We start from the raw sequence: 15,189 nt of genomic DNA on the forward strand, positions 1-15,189 counted from the left end.
CAGTCTACTGACTCGCGTTAAATCCTCGACCGGGGGCTCCTCCGGCGGCCCGCTTCGACCCGCCGGGCGGGGACGGGTTCAGCCGCGCTTGAGGCTCCAGCTGGCGCCGTCCGCGCCGTCCTCGACAACGACGCCGGCCGCCGCGAGGGTGTCCCGGATGGCGTCCGAGGCGGCCCAGTCCTTGCCGGCGCGGGCCTGGGCGCGGGCCGCGAGCTGGGCCTCGACCAGGACCCCGAGGGCAGTGTTGGCCTGCTCGTCGACTGCCGGGGCTGCCGTGTCGTTGAGACCAAGGACACGCGTCATGTCCGTGACACTGGCCAGTGCCTGCCGGGCGTCGTCCAGCTCGCCGGCGGTGAGCGCCGTGTTGCCAGCCCGGACGGTGTCGTGCAGGACGGCGAGGGCCTGGGGGACGTTGAGGTCATCATCCATCGCCGCGGCAAAGGCGTCCGGGACGACGCCGTAGCTGAAGGAGCCGAAACTGGCCGGGGCCCCGCCGTCGGCGCCGCCAAGGGTCCGGACGGCGCGGCTGATGAAGCCGTCGATCCGCTCCATCGCGGCGGCGGCCTCGCTCAATGAGGTGGGCTGGTAGTCCAGCACCGAGCGGTACTGCGCCTGGCCGAGGTAGTACCGGACCACCCGCGGCGAGGCGAGTTCCAGCATGTCGGCCGGGCTGACCGTGTTGCCGATGGACTTGGACATCTTTTCGCCGGCGTAGGTGACCATGCCGTTGTGCATCCAGAAGTTCGCGAAGCCGTGGCCCGCGGCCTGGGACTGGGCCATCTCGTTTTCGTGGTGCGGGAAGCGCAGGTCCAGCCCGCCGCCGTGGATGTCGAACTCGGTGCCGAGGTACTTGGTGACCATTGCGGAGCACTCCAGATGCCAGCCCGGCCGTCCGGCGCCCCACGGCGAAGCCCAGGCCGCCGTCGCCGGCTCGCCTTCCTTGTGGCCCTTCCAGAGCGCGAAGTCGCGCGGATCCCGCTTCCCCCGGGGGTCGGCGTCGGGAGCTCCCTGCATGTCATCGAGCTTCTGCCGGGTCAATGACCCGTACTTTGCCCAGGAGCGCACATCGAAATACACGTCGCCGGAATCGTCGAGCGCCGGGTAGGCGTGTCCGCGGTCGATCAGCTGCTGGATCAGGGCGTGCATCTCGGGGATGTGGCCGGTGGCGCGCGGCTCGTAGGTGGGACGGGAGACGCCCAGGGTGTCGTAGGCCTTGAGGAATTCCTGCTCGTACCGGTAGGCCAAGGCCCACCATTCCTCCTCGCGGACAGCGCCCGGCTCGCCCTCGAATTCAGGGGCAAACGATTCGGCCGACTTCGCCAGGATCTTGTCGTCAATGTCGGTAACGTTGCGGACCACCGTGACCCGGAACCCGCGGTACTGCAGCCAGCGGGTGAGCTGGTCAAAGGCGATCGCGGAACGGATGTGCCCAACGTGCGGCATGCCCTGCACCGTGGCACCGCAGTAGTACAGGCTCACATTGCCGGGAACCAGGGGGACGAAGTCGCGGACTTCGGCGGAAGCAGTGTCGTAAAAGCGCAGGGTCACCGCTCCAGATTAGCCGATGCCCGGGAACCGGCCCGGCGGGCTACTTGCAGTGCACGCCGATCTGGTCCATCTGTTGCCGCAGCTGCGTCAGCTGCTCGGAGGTCTGCCTGCCGGTGGGGCTGGCTCCAACCTGCTTCATGATGTCGGCCATCTTCTGGATCGGTTCGGAGACTTCCGGGGCCACCTTGTCCGCGACCTCCTGGTAGTGCTGGCCGATCTGGGTGGCCTTTTCCTTGTCGCTCCCCTTGGGCACGAAGGTGTCGGTGGTGAGGAACTTGCAGCTTTCCTCAACGCTCATCCGGGGCGTGGTGGTAGCGGGCGGCGTCGCGGCGCCGGCGCACCCGGACAGCAGCGTTCCGGCTAGAAGGGCGACGACGGGAAGCAGCTTTTTCACGGGAGGTCTCCTGAGAGGTGCGGAGGGGTTGTCCCTTAAGCGTAGGCCCGATTGCCCCGCCCGGCCCGGCCGTCCTCAGACGGCCGGGTAGACCAGGGCAGTGGCTGTGGCGGCGATCCCTTCGCCGCGGCCGGTGAAGCCAAGGCCGTCGCTGGTAGTGGCCGACACACTCACAGGCGCGTCGGCGGCCTCACTGAGGACTCGCTGGGATTCCTCCCGCCGGGGACCGAACTTGGGCTTGTTCGCCACGAACTGCACGGCAATGTTGCCGATCTCAAAGCCGCCGGCGCGGACGATCCGGGCCGCCTCGGCCAGCAACGTCACGCCGGAGGCGCCAGCGTATTCGGGCCGGTCAGTACCGAAGTGCGTGCCGAGGTCCCCGATCCCGCAGGCGGAGAACAGCGCGTCCGCGGCGGCATGGGCCACGGGGTCTCCGTCGGAATGGCCGGCCAGGCCCCGTTCGCCCTCCCAGAGCAGGCCGCCGAGCCAGAGCGGCTGTGGCGCGTCCTCGGGGGCGTAGGCGTGGACGTCGATGCCGATCCCGGTCCGCGGGATCGGCACTCCGGGCTGCTGCGGCCGGTTCCCGTCCATCCTTAGCCCTCCACCCAGCGCGCGCCCAGGGGACCTTCGAGGAGGCCCTCGGCGAGGATCAGGTCCAGCGGCGTGGTGATCTTCAGCGACTGGCTGGCGCCCCGCACGGCGTACACGGGGACGCCGAGCAGTTCCACCAGCATCGCATCGTCCGTGACGGCAGCGGCTTGGGCCGCGTCGAATCCAGCGGCTGCTTCGTGAGCGCCCAGCAGGGTGGCCAGGTCGAAGCCCTGCGGCGTCTGGACAGCGCGCAGCATTTCCCGGGGGGCGGTGCCGGTGACCACTTCAGGGGCGACGTCGGTGTCGTCGCCGAAGGTTGGGTCCACCGTCTTGATGGTGTCGACGACCGGGATCACGGGGATGACGGCGACGGCGCCGGCGGTGAGGGCGGCGGCCACGCGGTGGAAGACGGCTTCCGGGGTGAGCGCCCGGGCGGCATCGTGGACGAGGACGGACTGCGTGCCCGGCGAGAGCGCGGACAGTGCGGCGCGCACGGACTCGGCGCGGCTGGCCCCGCCGTCGACAATGGTCACGTCGGGGAGCTGCACGGCTGCTCCAGGCGCGGCGGTGCGGCGGTGTTCGGCATGCAGTTCCGCGGTGAAGGTTTCGCACTGGGCCCGCAGTTCAGTGTCCCCCGGCGGGATCGCGACGCAGATCTGCCGGGCGATGCCGGCCGCGGCGACGCCCCGCAGGGCGTGCATGAGGATGCTGTCACCGCCCAGCGGCACCTTGGCCTTCGGCATGCCGTAGCCCAGGCGCTGGCCGGATCCGGCGGCGACGAGGATGACCGCTGTGACGTGAGCTGTCGATGCAGTGTTCATGCGGACAAGACTACGTCCCGACGCCGCGCCCCAGCCCAACTAGCTGGCAGTTGTTGTCGTTTTCAGGGCCCAAAAGGACAACAACTGCGAGTCAGTTGGGCCGGTTTTGGGCAAAAAGAAGCCCCGGCGGCCGTAACGCCACCGGGGTTCGATTCTTAGTTAGGAAGCCAGGACTTCATCGAGAACGCTTGCGGCCTTCTCTTCATCAGTCTTCTCAGCCAGTGCCAGTTCTGAGATCAGAATCTGGCGGGCCTTGGCCAGCATGCGCTTCTCCCCTGCGGAGAGACCCCGGTCGTGGTCACGGCGCCACAGGTCGCGGACGACCTCTGCCACCTTGATGACGTCACCGGAAGCAAGCTTCTCCAGGTTTGCCTTGTAACGACGCGACCAGTTGGTGGGCTCTTCAGTGAACTCGGCCCGCAGCACGTCGAATACGTGCTCCAAGCCTTCCTTGCCCACTACGTCCCGGACCCCAACAAGGTCAACGTTTTCTGCTGGAACTTCAATGGTCAGATCACCCTGAGCCACCTTGAGCTTGAGATACATCTTCTCTTCGCCCTTGACAGTGCGCATCTTGATTTCTTCAATTTTGGCTGCACCGTGGTGAGGGTAAACTACTGTCTCGCCGACCTCAAAAACCATGTGGACATTCCCCTTTCCCGCAGACCAGTTTATCACGATTAAGGCATACAACTGCCATGGATCGTGCCCCGAAACCGCGTAAATCCGCGGAAAATGGCCCGAATCGGCTCCTTAAAACCCTTGACGGATGCGGATAATAGTGCATTGGGCACCCGCTGCCAAGAGCCTCGCAGTTCGACGCCGGACGGCCCCTGGGCGGGGCGGCAGCCGGTTCCACAGCCGGGCTGGCAGCCGGACCGGCAGCCGGTCCCGCTCCCCTGCGGGCGCCTTTGTGTACTCCCCCGAATCCGCGTTTGCGCTCCATTGCGGATAGGCTATGGCTGAATAATGTTTCAAGACTCTCAAGGAGTGCGTGACGTGCGTTTCACTGCGATGACCCGGGGCCGGCGCGGCAAGCTGGCAATGGCAACGGCTGCACTTGGCATTGGCCTGCTGTCGGTGACCGGCTGCGGCTATATCAATGCCCAGCAGACCACTGAGCAGTACTCGGCGTCGGACGGGACCCGGACCGACCTCGGACCGCTCCAGCTCCGCAACATGATGATCATCTCCGACGGCGAGGACAAGCCGGGCCGCGTCATCGGTGCCGTGTACAACACCTCCGCCAATGATGTGAAGCTGACCATCAACGGTGCCGGCGGATCCCAGACCCAGGTTCCGGTCAAGAAGAACTCCTACGTCCTGCTCAACGATTCCGCCGACCCGGCGATCCTGAGCACCTCCGGCGGCAAGCCCGGCTCCCTGGTCGAGGTCACGATCCGCGAAGACGGCACCAACTTGGACGCCAAGTTCAAGATGCCCGTCCTGGACGCCACGATCACGGACTACAAGAAGTACCTGCCCACCGCCGAGCCCACCAGCTCCAGCACCGCCTCGGGTACGGCCACGCCGTCGCCGTCGTCGACTCCGTCGGAAACCCCCACGGAGACTCCGTCGGCCACTCCGACTCCGTAGCACTCCAGTACGCAAAAGGAGGGGCACCCGCACCGGGTGCCCCTCCTTTTGCGTTCCTGTGGCTTTCGTTCCGCAGCCCTGACGGCGCCCGGGCGCCTGGCGCCTAGGGTTCGAACTTGTAGCCCAGCCCGCGGACCGTGATCAGGTACCGCGGGGCCGAGGGGTCCGGTTCGATCTTGCTGCGCAGCCGCTTGATGTGCACGTCCAGGGTCTTGGTGTCGCCGACATAGTCAGAGCCCCAGACCCGGTCGATGAGCTGTCCGCGGGTGAGAACCCGGCCGGAGTTGCGCAGCAGCATCTCGAGCAGCTCGAATTCCTTGAGCGGCAGTGACACCTGTTCGCCATTCACGCTGACCACGTGCCGCTCGATGTCCATCCGCACCGGCCCGGCCTGGACGGTGCTGGAGACCAGTTCCTCGGGCTCGCCGTGGCGGCGCAGCACGGCCCGGACCCGGGCCACCAGCTCCCGGGAAGAATAGGGCTTCGTGACGTAGTCGTCGGCACCCAGTTCAAGGCCCACCACTTTGTCGATCTCAGCGTCTTTGGCTGTCAGCATGATCACCGGCACGGAGGATCGTTGGCGCAGCTGGCGGCAAACCTCGGTCCCGGACTGGCCGGGCAGCTGCAGGTCCAAGAGGACCAGGTCGGCGCCGTTGCGGTCGAACTCAGTGATGGCGTCGAGTCCGTTGTCCACGACCTCCACCTCGAATCCTTCCTTGCCCAGCAGGTAGGAGAGGGGGTCGCTGAACGATTCCTCGTCCTCGACAATAAGAATCCGGCTCAAGCGCTAGCTCCTTGTTCATGGACGCCGGCGGCGTCGCGTCGGTCGTGTCGTGCATTTGGCGCGGATCGGCGGGGATCCGCGGCGGGGTCGTCCTGTCCCTCCATCTCCGGGAGGCGGATGGTGAAGGTGGAACCCTGCCCGGGCTGGGACCAGAGCGTCACCTCCCCGCCGTGGTTGGCCATCACATGCTTGACGATGCTCAGGCCAAGGCCGGTGCCGCCGGTGTGGCGGGAGCGGGCGGAGTCCACGCGGTAGAAGCGTTCAAAGACGCGTTCCTGGTCCTCGGGGCTGAGTCCCTCGCCCTGGTCGGTCACGGAGACGGCTACCAGGCCGTCCCGGGCGCGCACGCCGACGCCCACCCGGGTGTTCTCCGGCGAGTATCGGATCGCGTTGTCGATCAGGTTGCGCAGCGCGGTCACGAGCAGGTCCTGGTCGCCGTAGACCATCGCGTCGGTCCGGCCGCCGACCACGATCTCGATGTTCTTGCTTTCGGCGGGAAGCTGGGACCGGTCCACGGCCTCGGCGACCACCTTGTTGATGTCCACGGGGTGGGCCTGCTGGGCCACGTTCGCCCCCTGCAGCCGGGAAAGTTCGATGATGTCCTGAACGAGGGCGGCCAGCCGGGTGGATTCCTTGTGCATGCGCTTGGCAAACCGGCGGACGGCCTCCTCGTCATCGGGCGAGGCATCCAACGCTTCGGCCAGCAGCGAGATGGCGCCGACGGGGGTCTTCAGCTCGTGCGAGACGTTGGCGACGAAGTCGTTGCGGATCTCTTCGGTGCGGGTGATCTCGGTGCGGTCGTCCGCGAGCAGCAGGATATATTCCTCGCCGAGCATGGCTGCGCGGACCTGCACCACTATGGTTCCCTGGCCCAGCGGGCCGCGCGGCAGCTCCAGCTGTTTCTCGAGGATCACACCGTCGCGCCGGACCTTGCCGGTCATTTCGAGCAGCTGCTGGTGCACCACGGTATGCCCCCGCACCAGGCCGTAGGCGTAGGCGGCCGGGCTGGCGCGCACAACGCCGTCGATCGCGTCCACCACCACGAAGGCGCGCCCCACGACGGCCAGCACCTCGGCGGCGCCCTCCGGGAGCGAGGGATCGCCGGTCTCGACGTCGCTGATTTTGCGCTGCTGCTCACTGATCCGGAAGGCGAGCACGCCAAATATACCGAGCGACAGGCCGACCAGGCCCGCGATCACACCGATGAGCATTGGATCCACGGCTCCAGCTTATGCGCTGCGGCCCGCCGGAAATCGAAAACTTGTGCGATTGCGGCGCTGGTTCAGCTAACGTTCACCTATTGAGGCGTAACAGTTCACCGGAGGCTGGAAGGGTGGCAGGTTGAACGCCGCTACGGTGAAACGAAACGGCCGGGCGCCGAGGTGCCCGGCAATGTTTCCGAGGAAAGGACGCACCCGTGCGTAAGGTTTTTCAGGAAGAGCTCGCCCAGGTCGGTGAGCAGCTCGTCGAAATTTCGAAGCTCGTCAGCGAGGCCTTTGAGAAGGCCACAACAGCCTTCGAGGGCGCCGACATCGACCTCGCCGAGGACGTCATCGCGGCCGACGCCCGGATCGATTTCCTGCAGAACAGCCTCGACGAGCGTGCCATCGACATCCTCGCCCTGCAAGGCCCGGTGGCCAGCGACCTGCGCATGATCGTGGGTTCGCTCCGGATGAGCGCCTCGCTGGAGCGGATGGGCGACCTCGCCCGGCACATCGCCCAGCTCGCCCGGCTCCGCTACCCGGCGAACGTGGTCCCGCAGCAGCTGCAGGAGACTTTCAAGAGCTTCGCCAAGCACGACCTGGAAATCGCGCAGAAGCTCACCGTGCTGCTGGAGACCCGCGACCTCGAGGTGGCCCGTGACATCCTCAAGGCCAACAGCGCCGTCAACGACCTGCACCTGAGCGTCTTCAAGGCGATTGCGCGCAGCGACTGGGCGGAATCCGCGGCCACCACCGTGGACGTCGCCCTGGCCAGTCGCTACTTCGAGCGCTTCGCGGACCACGGCGTTTCCGTCGCGCAGAAGGTCACCTACCTGGTCACCGGCGCGTGGCACCCGAACAGCATCGAGCACAGCTGACGGCCCAGCCGTCCCCAAAGCAGCGGGTACGACGGCGGCCGGTCACCTTGGAGGTGACCGGCCGCCGTCGTCGTATCCGGGGTGCGAAAGGCGTTACTTCTTGCCCTGGTTTGCCACTGCCTTGATGGATTCGGCGGCGGCCTCGGGGTCGAGGTAGGTGCCGCCCGGATTCAGCGGCTTGAAGTTCTCGTCCAGTTCGTAGACGAGCGGGATGCCGGTGGGGATGTTCAGCCCGGCGATGTCCTCGTCGCTGATGCCGTCAAGGTGCTTGACCAGCGCGCGCAGGGAGTTGCCGTGGGCGGTGACCAGCACGGTCTTGCCGGCCTTGAGGTCTTCCTTGATGTCCGATTCCCAGTAGGGCAGCAGCCGGACCAGGACGTCCTTGAGGCATTCGGTCCGCGGCACCGCGTCGCCGAGATCCTTGTAGCGCGGATCCCCCACCTGGGAGAACTCCGAGTCGTCCGCGAGAGGCGGCGGCGGGGTGTCGTAGGAACGGCGCCAGGTCATGAACTGCTCCTCGCCGTATTCGGCCAGGGTCTGGGCCTTGTCCTTGCCCTGCAGCGCGCCGTAGTGGCGCTCGTTGAGGCGCCAGTCGCGCTTGACGTCGATCCAGCCGCGGTCCGCCTTCTCCAGCGCGAGGTTTGCGGTGTTGATGGCCCGCTTCAGGCGCGAGGTGTAGAGGATGTCCGGGAGGATGTTGTTCTCCACCAGCAGCTCGCCGCCGCGTACCGCCTCGGCACGGCCCTGGTCGTTCAGGTCGACGTCCACCCAGCCGGTGAACAGGTTCTTGGCGTTCCATTCGCTGTGGCCGTGGCGCAGCAGAATCAGCTTGTAAGTCATGCTTTTCATCCTAGCCGAGCGGTCCCGGGCCGTGCCGAGCGTTACACCCACGGCTGCTACCGCGACGCGGGGTCAGCTACGGCCCATCCCCGGGCCCGGCATGGACCGTATCTGACCCCGCGTTGGACGATAGGGTTGGCGTGTGGTGCAGAAAGCTGAGCGGGTGGTGTCACCCGGGACCCGGGGCGGGACGGGTGGCGGCACCCGGTCTGGCCGGCCCGTGGGCAACGTGACCCGCGGAACCACCAACCCGAACCGGATGCGGCGGGTCGACCGCTGGCTCACCGGGCCGCAGGCCTGGCGCTTGCGCGGCGCGAACGATCCGCTCGTCGTCGACCTCGGCTACGGCGCGTCCCCGGCCACCGCCGTCGAACTCTTTGAACGCCTCTCCGCCATCCGCGCCGACGTGCGCGTAGTCGGAATTGAGATTGAGCCGGAGCGGGTCCGGCAGGCCAGGGCGCTGGAGCGTCCCGGGCTCAGCTTCCAGCTGGGCGGCTTCGAACTCCCGGTTCCGGGCCGACCGGTGCTGGTGCGGGCCTTCAATGTCCTGCGGCAGTACGAGGAGGCGGATGTGCCCGCCATCTGGCGGCTGGTGCAGGACCGGCTGGCCCCCGGCGGCCTGCTCATCGACGGCACTTGTGACGAGATCGGACGCCGGGTTACCTGGGTGGCGCTCGACGACGTGCGGCCGCTGAGCCTGGGGCTGTCCATGCGCTTCGGCGGCTTCGAGCTGCCCTCGGATATCGCCGAACGGCTGCCGAAAGCGCTTATCCACCGGAACGTGCCCGGCGAGAAAATCCATTCCTACCTGCAGGCGCTGGACAAGGCCTGGCTTGAGGCGGCGCCGCTGGCCTCGTTTGGGAACCGGCAGCGCTGGACGGCAATGTGCCGTGCACTGCGCGACGGCGGCTGGCCAGTGCAGGACGGCCCGGCGCGGTGGCGCCTGGGTGAGCTGACCGTGGACTGGGAAGCCGTGGCGCCTGACGGACTACAGCAGGCAGGTCACCAGGGGCCGTAGGGCCCCATGTTGCGGCTGCCGCCGCGGCCGGCATCCTTCACCGCGGGACGGACATCGGCGAGGTAGACGGATGCGGCCGTCACGGCCGCGAGGCCGAAGAGCCCCAGCGGGCCGAAGAACCCGCCGCCGCCGCCGACAATGGACAGCAGGCCGATGAAGAGGGCACCCCCGGTCAGGGCGAGCCAGAACGTCTTGGTCCGCTTGGACACCGCCTCGAAGGCGTTGGCCTTGTGCCGCAGGCAATCGAAGAACGCCCACACCTCAAGCCCCAGGGCTACGAGCGCCAGCAGGAAGTAGATCCCTCTATCGGCAATTTCAATCAGCGTTCTTCCGTCCATGCCCCCAGCCTAGCCGTCCAGTGTTGCCAAAGCCTGCTGCAAATCGGCCCACAGGTCCTCGACGTTTTCAATTCCGACACTCAGCCGGACCAGGTTCTCCGGTACGCTCTCCGGTTCCGCCGTGTGCCGGCGGCGGCGCTCGATCAGGGATTCCACCCCGCCCAGCGAGGTGGCCGGCAGCCACAACTGCAGGGCCCGGATCATCCGGTCGGCCGCCTCCGCGCCGCTGAACCCGCCGTCGGGGCCGTCCCCCGGGGCCATTTCGATGCACAGCACGGAACCGAAGCCCTTCATCTGCGCCTTGGCCCGTTCGTGGCCGGGGTCCGAGGGCAGGCCCGGGTACCGGATGCTGCCGACCTGCGGGTGCCGGCTCAGCCGCTCCGCGAGCACCGCCGCGGAGGCCTGCGAGCGCTCAATCCGCAGGGCCAGGGTGCGCAGCCCCCGCAGCGCCAGCCATGCCTCGAACGGCCCGGCGATGCCGCCGTGGATGGTTCGGTGGTGCAGCAGCCTGGCGTGGAGCTCGGCGTCGGAGGTCACGAGGGCGCCCAGCACGACGTCGGAATGGCCGGAGAGGTACTTGGTGACCGAGTGCAGGACGACGTCGGAGCCGAGGCTGAGCGGCTGCTGCACGAGCGGGGTGGAGAAGGTGTTGTCGGTGACGACGAGGGCGCCGGCCGCGTGCGCTGCAGCGGTGAGCGCACGGATGTCCGCGACGCCGAGCATCGGGTTGGTGGGGCTCTCCAGCCACAGCATGCTGGCAGGCGTTCCGCCGGCGGGCGCCAGCTGTTCCAGCACGGCGTCGGTGTCCGCAATGTCCACGGTGCGCAGCTCCAGCGCACCCTTCTGCGCCAGTTCCGTCGCCATCACGAGCGAACCGGCGTAACTGTGGGACGGCATTACCAGCACCCCCTGCGCCGGAACCAGGGACAGCGCGGAACTTACGGCGGCGAGGCCGGAGGCGTACAGCAGGCCCGGCAGCGTGGCGCCTTCCAGCTGCGCCAGGGCCTGTTCGAAGGGGTCCCAGCTGGGGTTGGAATACCGGCCGTAGCCGCGGTCGCCGGGGCCCAAGGGACCGGTGCCGAAATAGGTCGAGGACAGCACGATCGGCGGGTTGACCGGGGCGTCGCGTTCGCGCGGAGGACGGCCTGCGGCCACCACCACGGTTTCGGCCGAGAGCGAGGCTGCCTGTTCTTCGGAGAGACTCATGGTGACAGGGTACTTCGGAGCCGTGCCGGGCCCGTAAGGCGTTACGCGCTGGCCGCCATGGTGTCGGTGATTGTCGGTAGGCTAGAGCAGTGACTACCCAGACTCCCGGACCTTTCCCCGGACTGTTCATTGCCTTTGAGGGCGGCGACGGTGCCGGCAAGTCCACCCAGGCCGCGGAGCTCGCCGGAGCACTCGAGTCCCGCGGGCTGACGGTGCTGCGGACGCGGGAACCGGGCGGCACGCCGATCGGCGAGAAGCTTCGGTCCCTGGTGCTGGATCATGGCCACGGGCACATCGACGCCCACACCGAGGCCCTGATCTTTGCAGCGTCCCGCGCCGCGCACGCCGCGCAGGTCATCCGTCCGGCGCTGGAGCGGGGCGAGGTGGTCCTCACCGACCGGTACATCGACTCCTCGGTCGCCTACCAGGGCGCGGGCCGGCACCTCGGCACGGATGCGGTGCGTGAGATCAATGACTGGGCCACCTCCGGCCTGCAGCCGGACCTGACGGTGTTGCTTGACGTCGACCCTGCCGACGGGCGCCGGCGCCGGACCGCCGGCGACGCCGCGGAGGACCGGCTCGAATCCGAGGCCGACGACTTCCACGCCAGGATCCGCGCCGCTTTCCTGGCGCTGGCGGCGGCCCGGCCGGAAAAATACCTGGTTCTCGCGGCGCACCTGCCCGTGTCGGAGCTGGCTGCCCGGATCCTCGAACGGGTCGAGACGCTGCTCTCGCTCCGTCAAAGCAGCTCGGCATGAGCGTCTGGGACGACCTCCAGGGCCAGCCGGCCGTCGTCGCCCAACTGCGCCAGGCCGCGGAGGGCGACGGTCTCACGCACGCCTGGCTGTTCACCGGCCCGCCGGGATCCGGCCGGTCCAACGCCGCGAAGGCCTTTGCCGCGGCACTGAACTGCGACCAGGAAGACATCACGAAGCGCGGCTGCGGCGAATGCCCTGCGTGCCAGACCATCGTTGGCGAGACGCACTCCGATGTCACGTTCGTGCGCACCGAGAAGGTCACCATCACGATCGACGAGGCCCGCGAACTGGTCTCGACCGCGGGCAACCGTCCCTCCTCCGCCCGCTGGCGCATCATCGTCGTCGAAGACGCGGACCGGATGGCGGAGCGCACCACCAACGTGCTGCTCAAGGCCATCGAGGAGCCCACCCCGCGCACCATCTGGATGCTGTGCGCGCCGTCTCCCGCGGATGTGCTCGTGACCATCCGTTCCCGTTGTCGCCCGGTGGCGCTGCGGCTCCCGCCGGCGGTCGACGTCGCGGCCCTCCTGGTCAAGCGCGACGGCGTCGAACCGGAGGTTGCCGAACGCGCCGCCCGCGCCGCGCAAAGCCACGTGGGAATCGCCCGCAGGCTGGCGAGGGACCCAGAGGCCCGCGAACGCCGACTGGAGACCGTGCGGTTCCCGCTGCACCTGCGGGGCATCACCGCGGCCGTGATGATGGCGGACAAGCTCGTCAAGATCGCCACGGAGGAAGCCAACAGCTCCAACGACGAGCGCGACGCCGCCGAAAAGGCAGCGCTGCTCGCCACGCTGGGGGCACCCGAAAGCGGGCCGCTCCCGCCGGCCATGCGCGGGCAGGTCAAGCAACTCGAGGACGACCAGAAGCGGCGTGCCAAGCGCTCCGTCACCGACTCGCTTGACCGTACCCTGACCGACCTGCTGTCCTTTTACCGGGATGTGCTGATCATCCAGATGGGGAACGCCGTGGAACTGGTCAACGTTGAGCTGAGGAGCGAGCTGCAGGAATTCGCCGGGCGCTCAACGGCCGAGGTGACACTTGCCCGGATGGATGCCATCAACAAGGCCCGCAAACGGATCACGACGACCAATGTGGCCCCGCTGCTGGCCATCGAGTCCATGGCCGCCAGCCTGATCTGACCCGTCAGCAACGCTCCACCCGCTTCGATCCGCCCAGTTCCACATCCCCAAGGAGAACCGCATGACGTCAGCACCACCACCCCCGGCAGGCAGCCGAACCTTGGGGCTCGGGGTGCGGGCTGCCGGCGCCTTGGCGCTGGGCCTGGTGCTGTCCCTGGTGCTGTCTTCCTGCACGCTTTTCGGCTCCGGCGACGGCGGCCCAAAGAGCTCCTCCGCAACGGCCGACCCTTCGATCGCCGCAGCCGCCCCGGCCGAGCTGCGGAGCTTCTACTCCCAGCAGCTCAAATGGTCGGCCTGCGAGGGGGACTTCCAGTGCGCCAAGGTCAAGGTTCCGCTGGACTACAGCAAGCCCGACGGCGACACGATCGAACTTGCCGTCATCAAACTTGCATCGAAGGGCGGCAACAAGAAGGGCAGCCTGCTGGTTAACCCGGGCGGTCCCGGCGGTTCCGGCTACGACTTCGTCAGGGACGCCGGCTCTACGAACATTTCCGAGAAGGTGCGCTCGAATTACGACGTCGTCGGCTTCGATCCGCGCGGGGTGAAGCGCTCCGCTCCGGTCACCTGCCTCACCGACCGGGAACGCGACGCCAACCGCGCCAAGATCTACAAGCTGGACACCGACGCAGGACTGGCCGAAGCCTTCGCGGACAACAAAGCCATCGCCGCCAAGTGTGCCGAGAAGACCGGGCCGGTCCTGGGCCACGTCGACACCGTCAGCGCCGCCAAGGACCTCGACGTCCTCCGCGGCGTCCTGAACGACACCAAGCTGAACTACCTGGGCTACTCGTACGGCACCTTCCTCGGCTCGACCTACGCCTCGCTTTTCCCGGACAACGTGGGCCGGATGGTCCTGGACGGCGCCCTGGACCCCTCCCTGAGCAATGAGGAGCTGACCGCAGGCCAGGCGAAGGCTTTCGAGAAGGCCATCCACGCCTATGCGACCAGTTGCCTCCAAAACAGCGGCTGCCCGTTGAGCGGAACCCCGGACGAGGCCGTCCGGCAGATCCAGGACCTCATCGCGGCCGTGGAAGCCAACCCGCAGCCCGCCAAGGACGGCCGGCTGGTCAACGCGTCCATGTTCGTCAGCGGCTTCATCCTGCCGTTCTACAACGACGACAACTGGCCCGTGCTGACCCAGGCCCTGGACAGCGCGATGAAGGGCGATCTGTCCCCGATGCTCCGGCTGTCCGACTTCGGCGCGGACCGCGAGCCGAACGGCACCTACTCGGCAAACTCCGCGTTCGCCTTCAATGCCATCAACTGCCTCGACTACTCGATGGAAACCGGCACGGCGGCGATGCGGACCGAGGAGAAGCGGCTCCGCCAACTCTCCCCCACTCTGGGCTACTACTTTGCGTACGGCGGCACGAGCTGCAAGGACTGGCCCTACAAGAGCCTCCGCACCCCGGCTCCGGCCCAGTACAAGGGCACGGCCGACATCCTGGTCGTGGGCACCACCGGCGACCCCGCCACACCGTACGAATGGGCCGTCGCCCTGCGCAAGCAACTGGGCACCGCCTCGCTGCTGACCTGGAAGGGCGAGGGCCACACCGCCTACGGCCGTTCCAACAGCTGCGTTGAGAAGGCCGTGGACGGGTACCTCGTGGACGGCAAGACACCGGCGGACAACACCGTCTGCTGACCGGTCCACGGCACCCTCGCGGCTCATTTTGACCCGGGCGCGGGGACTCCATTACAGTTGTCTCTTGCATGATCCGCCCGGTTCGCTGGGGTTTCACGCGGTTGCTTCCTTAGCTCAGTCGGTAGAGCGTCTCACTCGTAATGAGAAGGTCATCAGTTCGATTCTGATAGGAAGCTCGAGAAGAACCCCTGGAAACCAACGATTCCAGGGGTTTTCTCTTTTTCCTGGACAATTGGATTTTCCTCCCCATTCCCTCGGATTTCGCCCGTTGCCCCGGACCCCCGTCACTTTTTCGTCACCTTTCAGGTGCTCACACGGGAGCCTCCCCGGAGTGGTGCAGCCGCTAGTTCTAACCACCCTCGCTGACCGCAGCCTCCCGTCCTGCGGTTCGGCCGACGAGAATGCCGCGTACTCACTTCAGACTCGATCCG

At 67.5% G+C, this 15,189-nt stretch carries 16 protein-coding genes and 1 tRNA gene; 7 read left to right on the forward strand and 10 right to left on the reverse strand.

Annotated features, from left to right (window positions below; translation table 11 throughout):
* Nucleotides 1-78: 78 nt before the first annotated feature.
* The 5 genes from cysS to AC1DB8_RS08825 form a co-directional block, all read right to left on the reverse strand.
* A complete protein-coding gene (cysS, locus tag AC1DB8_RS08805; protein ID WP_441419046.1) occupies nucleotides 79-1,548 on the reverse strand; it encodes a cysteine--tRNA ligase in 1,470 nt (489 codons plus the stop codon).
* Between the two features lie 40 nt (nucleotides 1,549-1,588).
* Nucleotides 1,589-1,942, reverse strand: coding sequence for a hypothetical protein (locus tag AC1DB8_RS08810; protein WP_476892787.1), 354 nt, complete (start codon nucleotides 1,940-1,942; stop codon nucleotides 1,589-1,591).
* Nucleotides 1,943-2,017: 75 nt separating this feature from the next.
* Complete coding sequence (gene ispF / locus AC1DB8_RS08815; protein ID WP_441419044.1) at nucleotides 2,018-2,533, reverse strand: 2-C-methyl-D-erythritol 2,4-cyclodiphosphate synthase; 516 nt, start codon at nucleotides 2,531-2,533, stop codon at nucleotides 2,018-2,020.
* A gap of 2 nt (nucleotides 2,534-2,535) precedes the next feature.
* Complete coding sequence (gene ispD / locus AC1DB8_RS08820; protein ID WP_476892788.1) at nucleotides 2,536-3,354, reverse strand: 2-C-methyl-D-erythritol 4-phosphate cytidylyltransferase; 819 nt, start codon at nucleotides 3,352-3,354, stop codon at nucleotides 2,536-2,538.
* Nucleotides 3,355-3,513: 159 nt separating this feature from the next.
* Nucleotides 3,514-3,996, reverse strand: coding sequence for a CarD family transcriptional regulator (locus AC1DB8_RS08825; RefSeq protein WP_026266570.1), 483 nt, complete (start codon nucleotides 3,994-3,996; stop codon nucleotides 3,514-3,516).
* Nucleotides 3,997-4,368: 372 nt separating this feature from the next.
* Between AC1DB8_RS08825 and AC1DB8_RS08830 the strand changes: the two genes are divergently transcribed.
* Nucleotides 4,369-4,950 carry a hypothetical protein gene (locus AC1DB8_RS08830; protein WP_476893027.1) on the forward strand — a complete coding sequence of 194 codons (582 nt, stop codon included), beginning with the start codon at nucleotides 4,369-4,371 and terminating at the stop codon, nucleotides 4,948-4,950.
* 103 nt (nucleotides 4,951-5,053) lie between these two features.
* Here AC1DB8_RS08830 and AC1DB8_RS08835 read toward each other — a convergent pair whose 3' ends face one another.
* Nucleotides 5,054-5,734 (reverse strand): response regulator transcription factor, encoded by a 681-nt coding sequence (locus AC1DB8_RS08835; protein ID WP_175324033.1) that lies wholly within the window; start codon nucleotides 5,732-5,734, stop codon nucleotides 5,054-5,056.
* Nucleotides 5,731-6,945: a sensor histidine kinase gene (locus AC1DB8_RS08840; protein ID WP_476893028.1), complete on the reverse strand. Its 1,215-nt coding sequence runs from the start codon at nucleotides 6,943-6,945 to the stop codon at nucleotides 5,731-5,733. Before AC1DB8_RS08840 ends, AC1DB8_RS08835 begins: the two co-directional genes overlap by 4 nt.
* A 206-nt stretch (nucleotides 6,946-7,151) precedes the next feature.
* On the opposite strand from AC1DB8_RS08840, the gene phoU reads away from it, so the two are divergent.
* The gene (gene phoU / locus AC1DB8_RS08845) at nucleotides 7,152-7,814 is read left to right on the forward strand and encodes a phosphate signaling complex protein PhoU (protein ID WP_441419042.1); all 663 of its coding nucleotides are present in this window, start codon (nucleotides 7,152-7,154) and stop codon (nucleotides 7,812-7,814) included.
* Between the two features lie 93 nt (nucleotides 7,815-7,907).
* On the opposite strand, the gene AC1DB8_RS08850 is transcribed toward phoU, so the two are convergent.
* Nucleotides 7,908-8,654 (reverse strand): phosphoglyceromutase, encoded by a 747-nt coding sequence (locus AC1DB8_RS08850; RefSeq protein WP_175324031.1) that lies wholly within the window; start codon nucleotides 8,652-8,654, stop codon nucleotides 7,908-7,910.
* 142 nt (nucleotides 8,655-8,796) lie between these two features.
* Between AC1DB8_RS08850 and AC1DB8_RS08855 the strand changes: the two genes are divergently transcribed.
* Nucleotides 8,797-9,672, forward strand: coding sequence for a class I SAM-dependent methyltransferase (locus tag AC1DB8_RS08855; protein ID WP_476892789.1), 876 nt, complete (start codon nucleotides 8,797-8,799; stop codon nucleotides 9,670-9,672).
* Here the strand turns inward: AC1DB8_RS08855 and AC1DB8_RS08860 are convergent.
* A complete protein-coding gene (locus tag AC1DB8_RS08860) occupies nucleotides 9,657-10,010 on the reverse strand; it encodes a DUF2516 family protein (protein WP_441419040.1) in 354 nt (117 codons plus the stop codon). The two genes, AC1DB8_RS08855 and AC1DB8_RS08860, sit on opposite strands and share 16 nt — an antisense overlap.
* A 9-nt stretch (nucleotides 10,011-10,019) precedes the next feature.
* Nucleotides 10,020-11,216 carry a trans-sulfuration enzyme family protein gene (locus tag AC1DB8_RS08865; RefSeq protein WP_441419039.1) on the reverse strand — a complete coding sequence of 399 codons (1,197 nt, stop codon included), beginning with the start codon at nucleotides 11,214-11,216 and terminating at the stop codon, nucleotides 10,020-10,022.
* 89 nt (nucleotides 11,217-11,305) lie between these two features.
* On the opposite strand from AC1DB8_RS08865, the gene tmk reads away from it, so the two are divergent.
* The 4 genes from tmk to AC1DB8_RS08885 all read left to right on the forward strand — a co-directional run bounded on the left by tmk (nucleotide 11,306) and on the right by AC1DB8_RS08885 (nucleotide 14,934).
* A complete protein-coding gene (tmk, locus tag AC1DB8_RS08870; RefSeq protein ID WP_441419038.1) occupies nucleotides 11,306-11,974 on the forward strand; it encodes a dTMP kinase in 669 nt (222 codons plus the stop codon).
* The gene (locus tag AC1DB8_RS08875; RefSeq protein ID WP_476892790.1) at nucleotides 11,971-13,113 is read left to right on the forward strand and encodes a DNA polymerase III subunit delta'; all 1,143 of its coding nucleotides are present in this window, start codon (nucleotides 11,971-11,973) and stop codon (nucleotides 13,111-13,113) included. Before tmk ends, AC1DB8_RS08875 begins: the two co-directional genes overlap by 4 nt.
* Nucleotides 13,114-13,174: 61 nt before the next feature.
* Nucleotides 13,175-14,758 (forward strand): alpha/beta hydrolase, encoded by a 1,584-nt coding sequence (locus tag AC1DB8_RS08880; protein ID WP_441419036.1) that lies wholly within the window; start codon nucleotides 13,175-13,177, stop codon nucleotides 14,756-14,758.
* Between the two features lie 103 nt (nucleotides 14,759-14,861).
* A tRNA-Thr gene (locus tag AC1DB8_RS08885) sits at nucleotides 14,862-14,934 on the forward strand.
* Nucleotides 14,935-15,189 lie beyond the last annotated feature (255 nt).

Source organism: Arthrobacter sp. 10N410 (genome assembly GCF_056394945.1).

Excerpts from the sequence above, each read along its gene's own strand:
- AC1DB8_RS08860 (WP_441419040.1), bottom strand. The coding sequence starts at position 10,010 with ATGGACGGAAGAACGCTGATTGAAATTGCCGATAGAGGGATCTACTTC.
- AC1DB8_RS08825 (WP_026266570.1), bottom strand. The coding sequence starts at position 3,996 with ATGGTTTTTGAGGTCGGCGAGACAGTAGTTTACCCTCACCACGGTGCA.
- AC1DB8_RS08875 (WP_476892790.1), top strand. The coding sequence starts at position 11,971 with ATGAGCGTCTGGGACGACCTCCAGGGCCAGCCGGCCGTCGTCGCCCAA.
- AC1DB8_RS08830 (WP_476893027.1), top strand. The coding sequence starts at position 4,369 with ATGACCCGGGGCCGGCGCGGCAAGCTGGCAATGGCAACGGCTGCACTT.
- AC1DB8_RS08865 (WP_441419039.1), bottom strand. The coding sequence starts at position 11,216 with ATGAGTCTCTCCGAAGAACAGGCAGCCTCGCTCTCGGCCGAAACCGTG.
- ispF (WP_441419044.1), bottom strand. The coding sequence starts at position 2,533 with ATGGACGGGAACCGGCCGCAGCAGCCCGGAGTGCCGATCCCGCGGACC.
- ispD (WP_476892788.1), bottom strand. The coding sequence starts at position 3,354 with ATGAACACTGCATCGACAGCTCACGTCACAGCGGTCATCCTCGTCGCC.
- AC1DB8_RS08850 (WP_175324031.1), bottom strand. The coding sequence starts at position 8,654 with ATGACTTACAAGCTGATTCTGCTGCGCCACGGCCACAGCGAATGGAAC.
- AC1DB8_RS08840 (WP_476893028.1), bottom strand. The coding sequence starts at position 6,945 with ATGCTCATCGGTGTGATCGCGGGCCTGGTCGGCCTGTCGCTCGGTATA.
- AC1DB8_RS08880 (WP_441419036.1), top strand. The coding sequence starts at position 13,175 with ATGACGTCAGCACCACCACCCCCGGCAGGCAGCCGAACCTTGGGGCTC.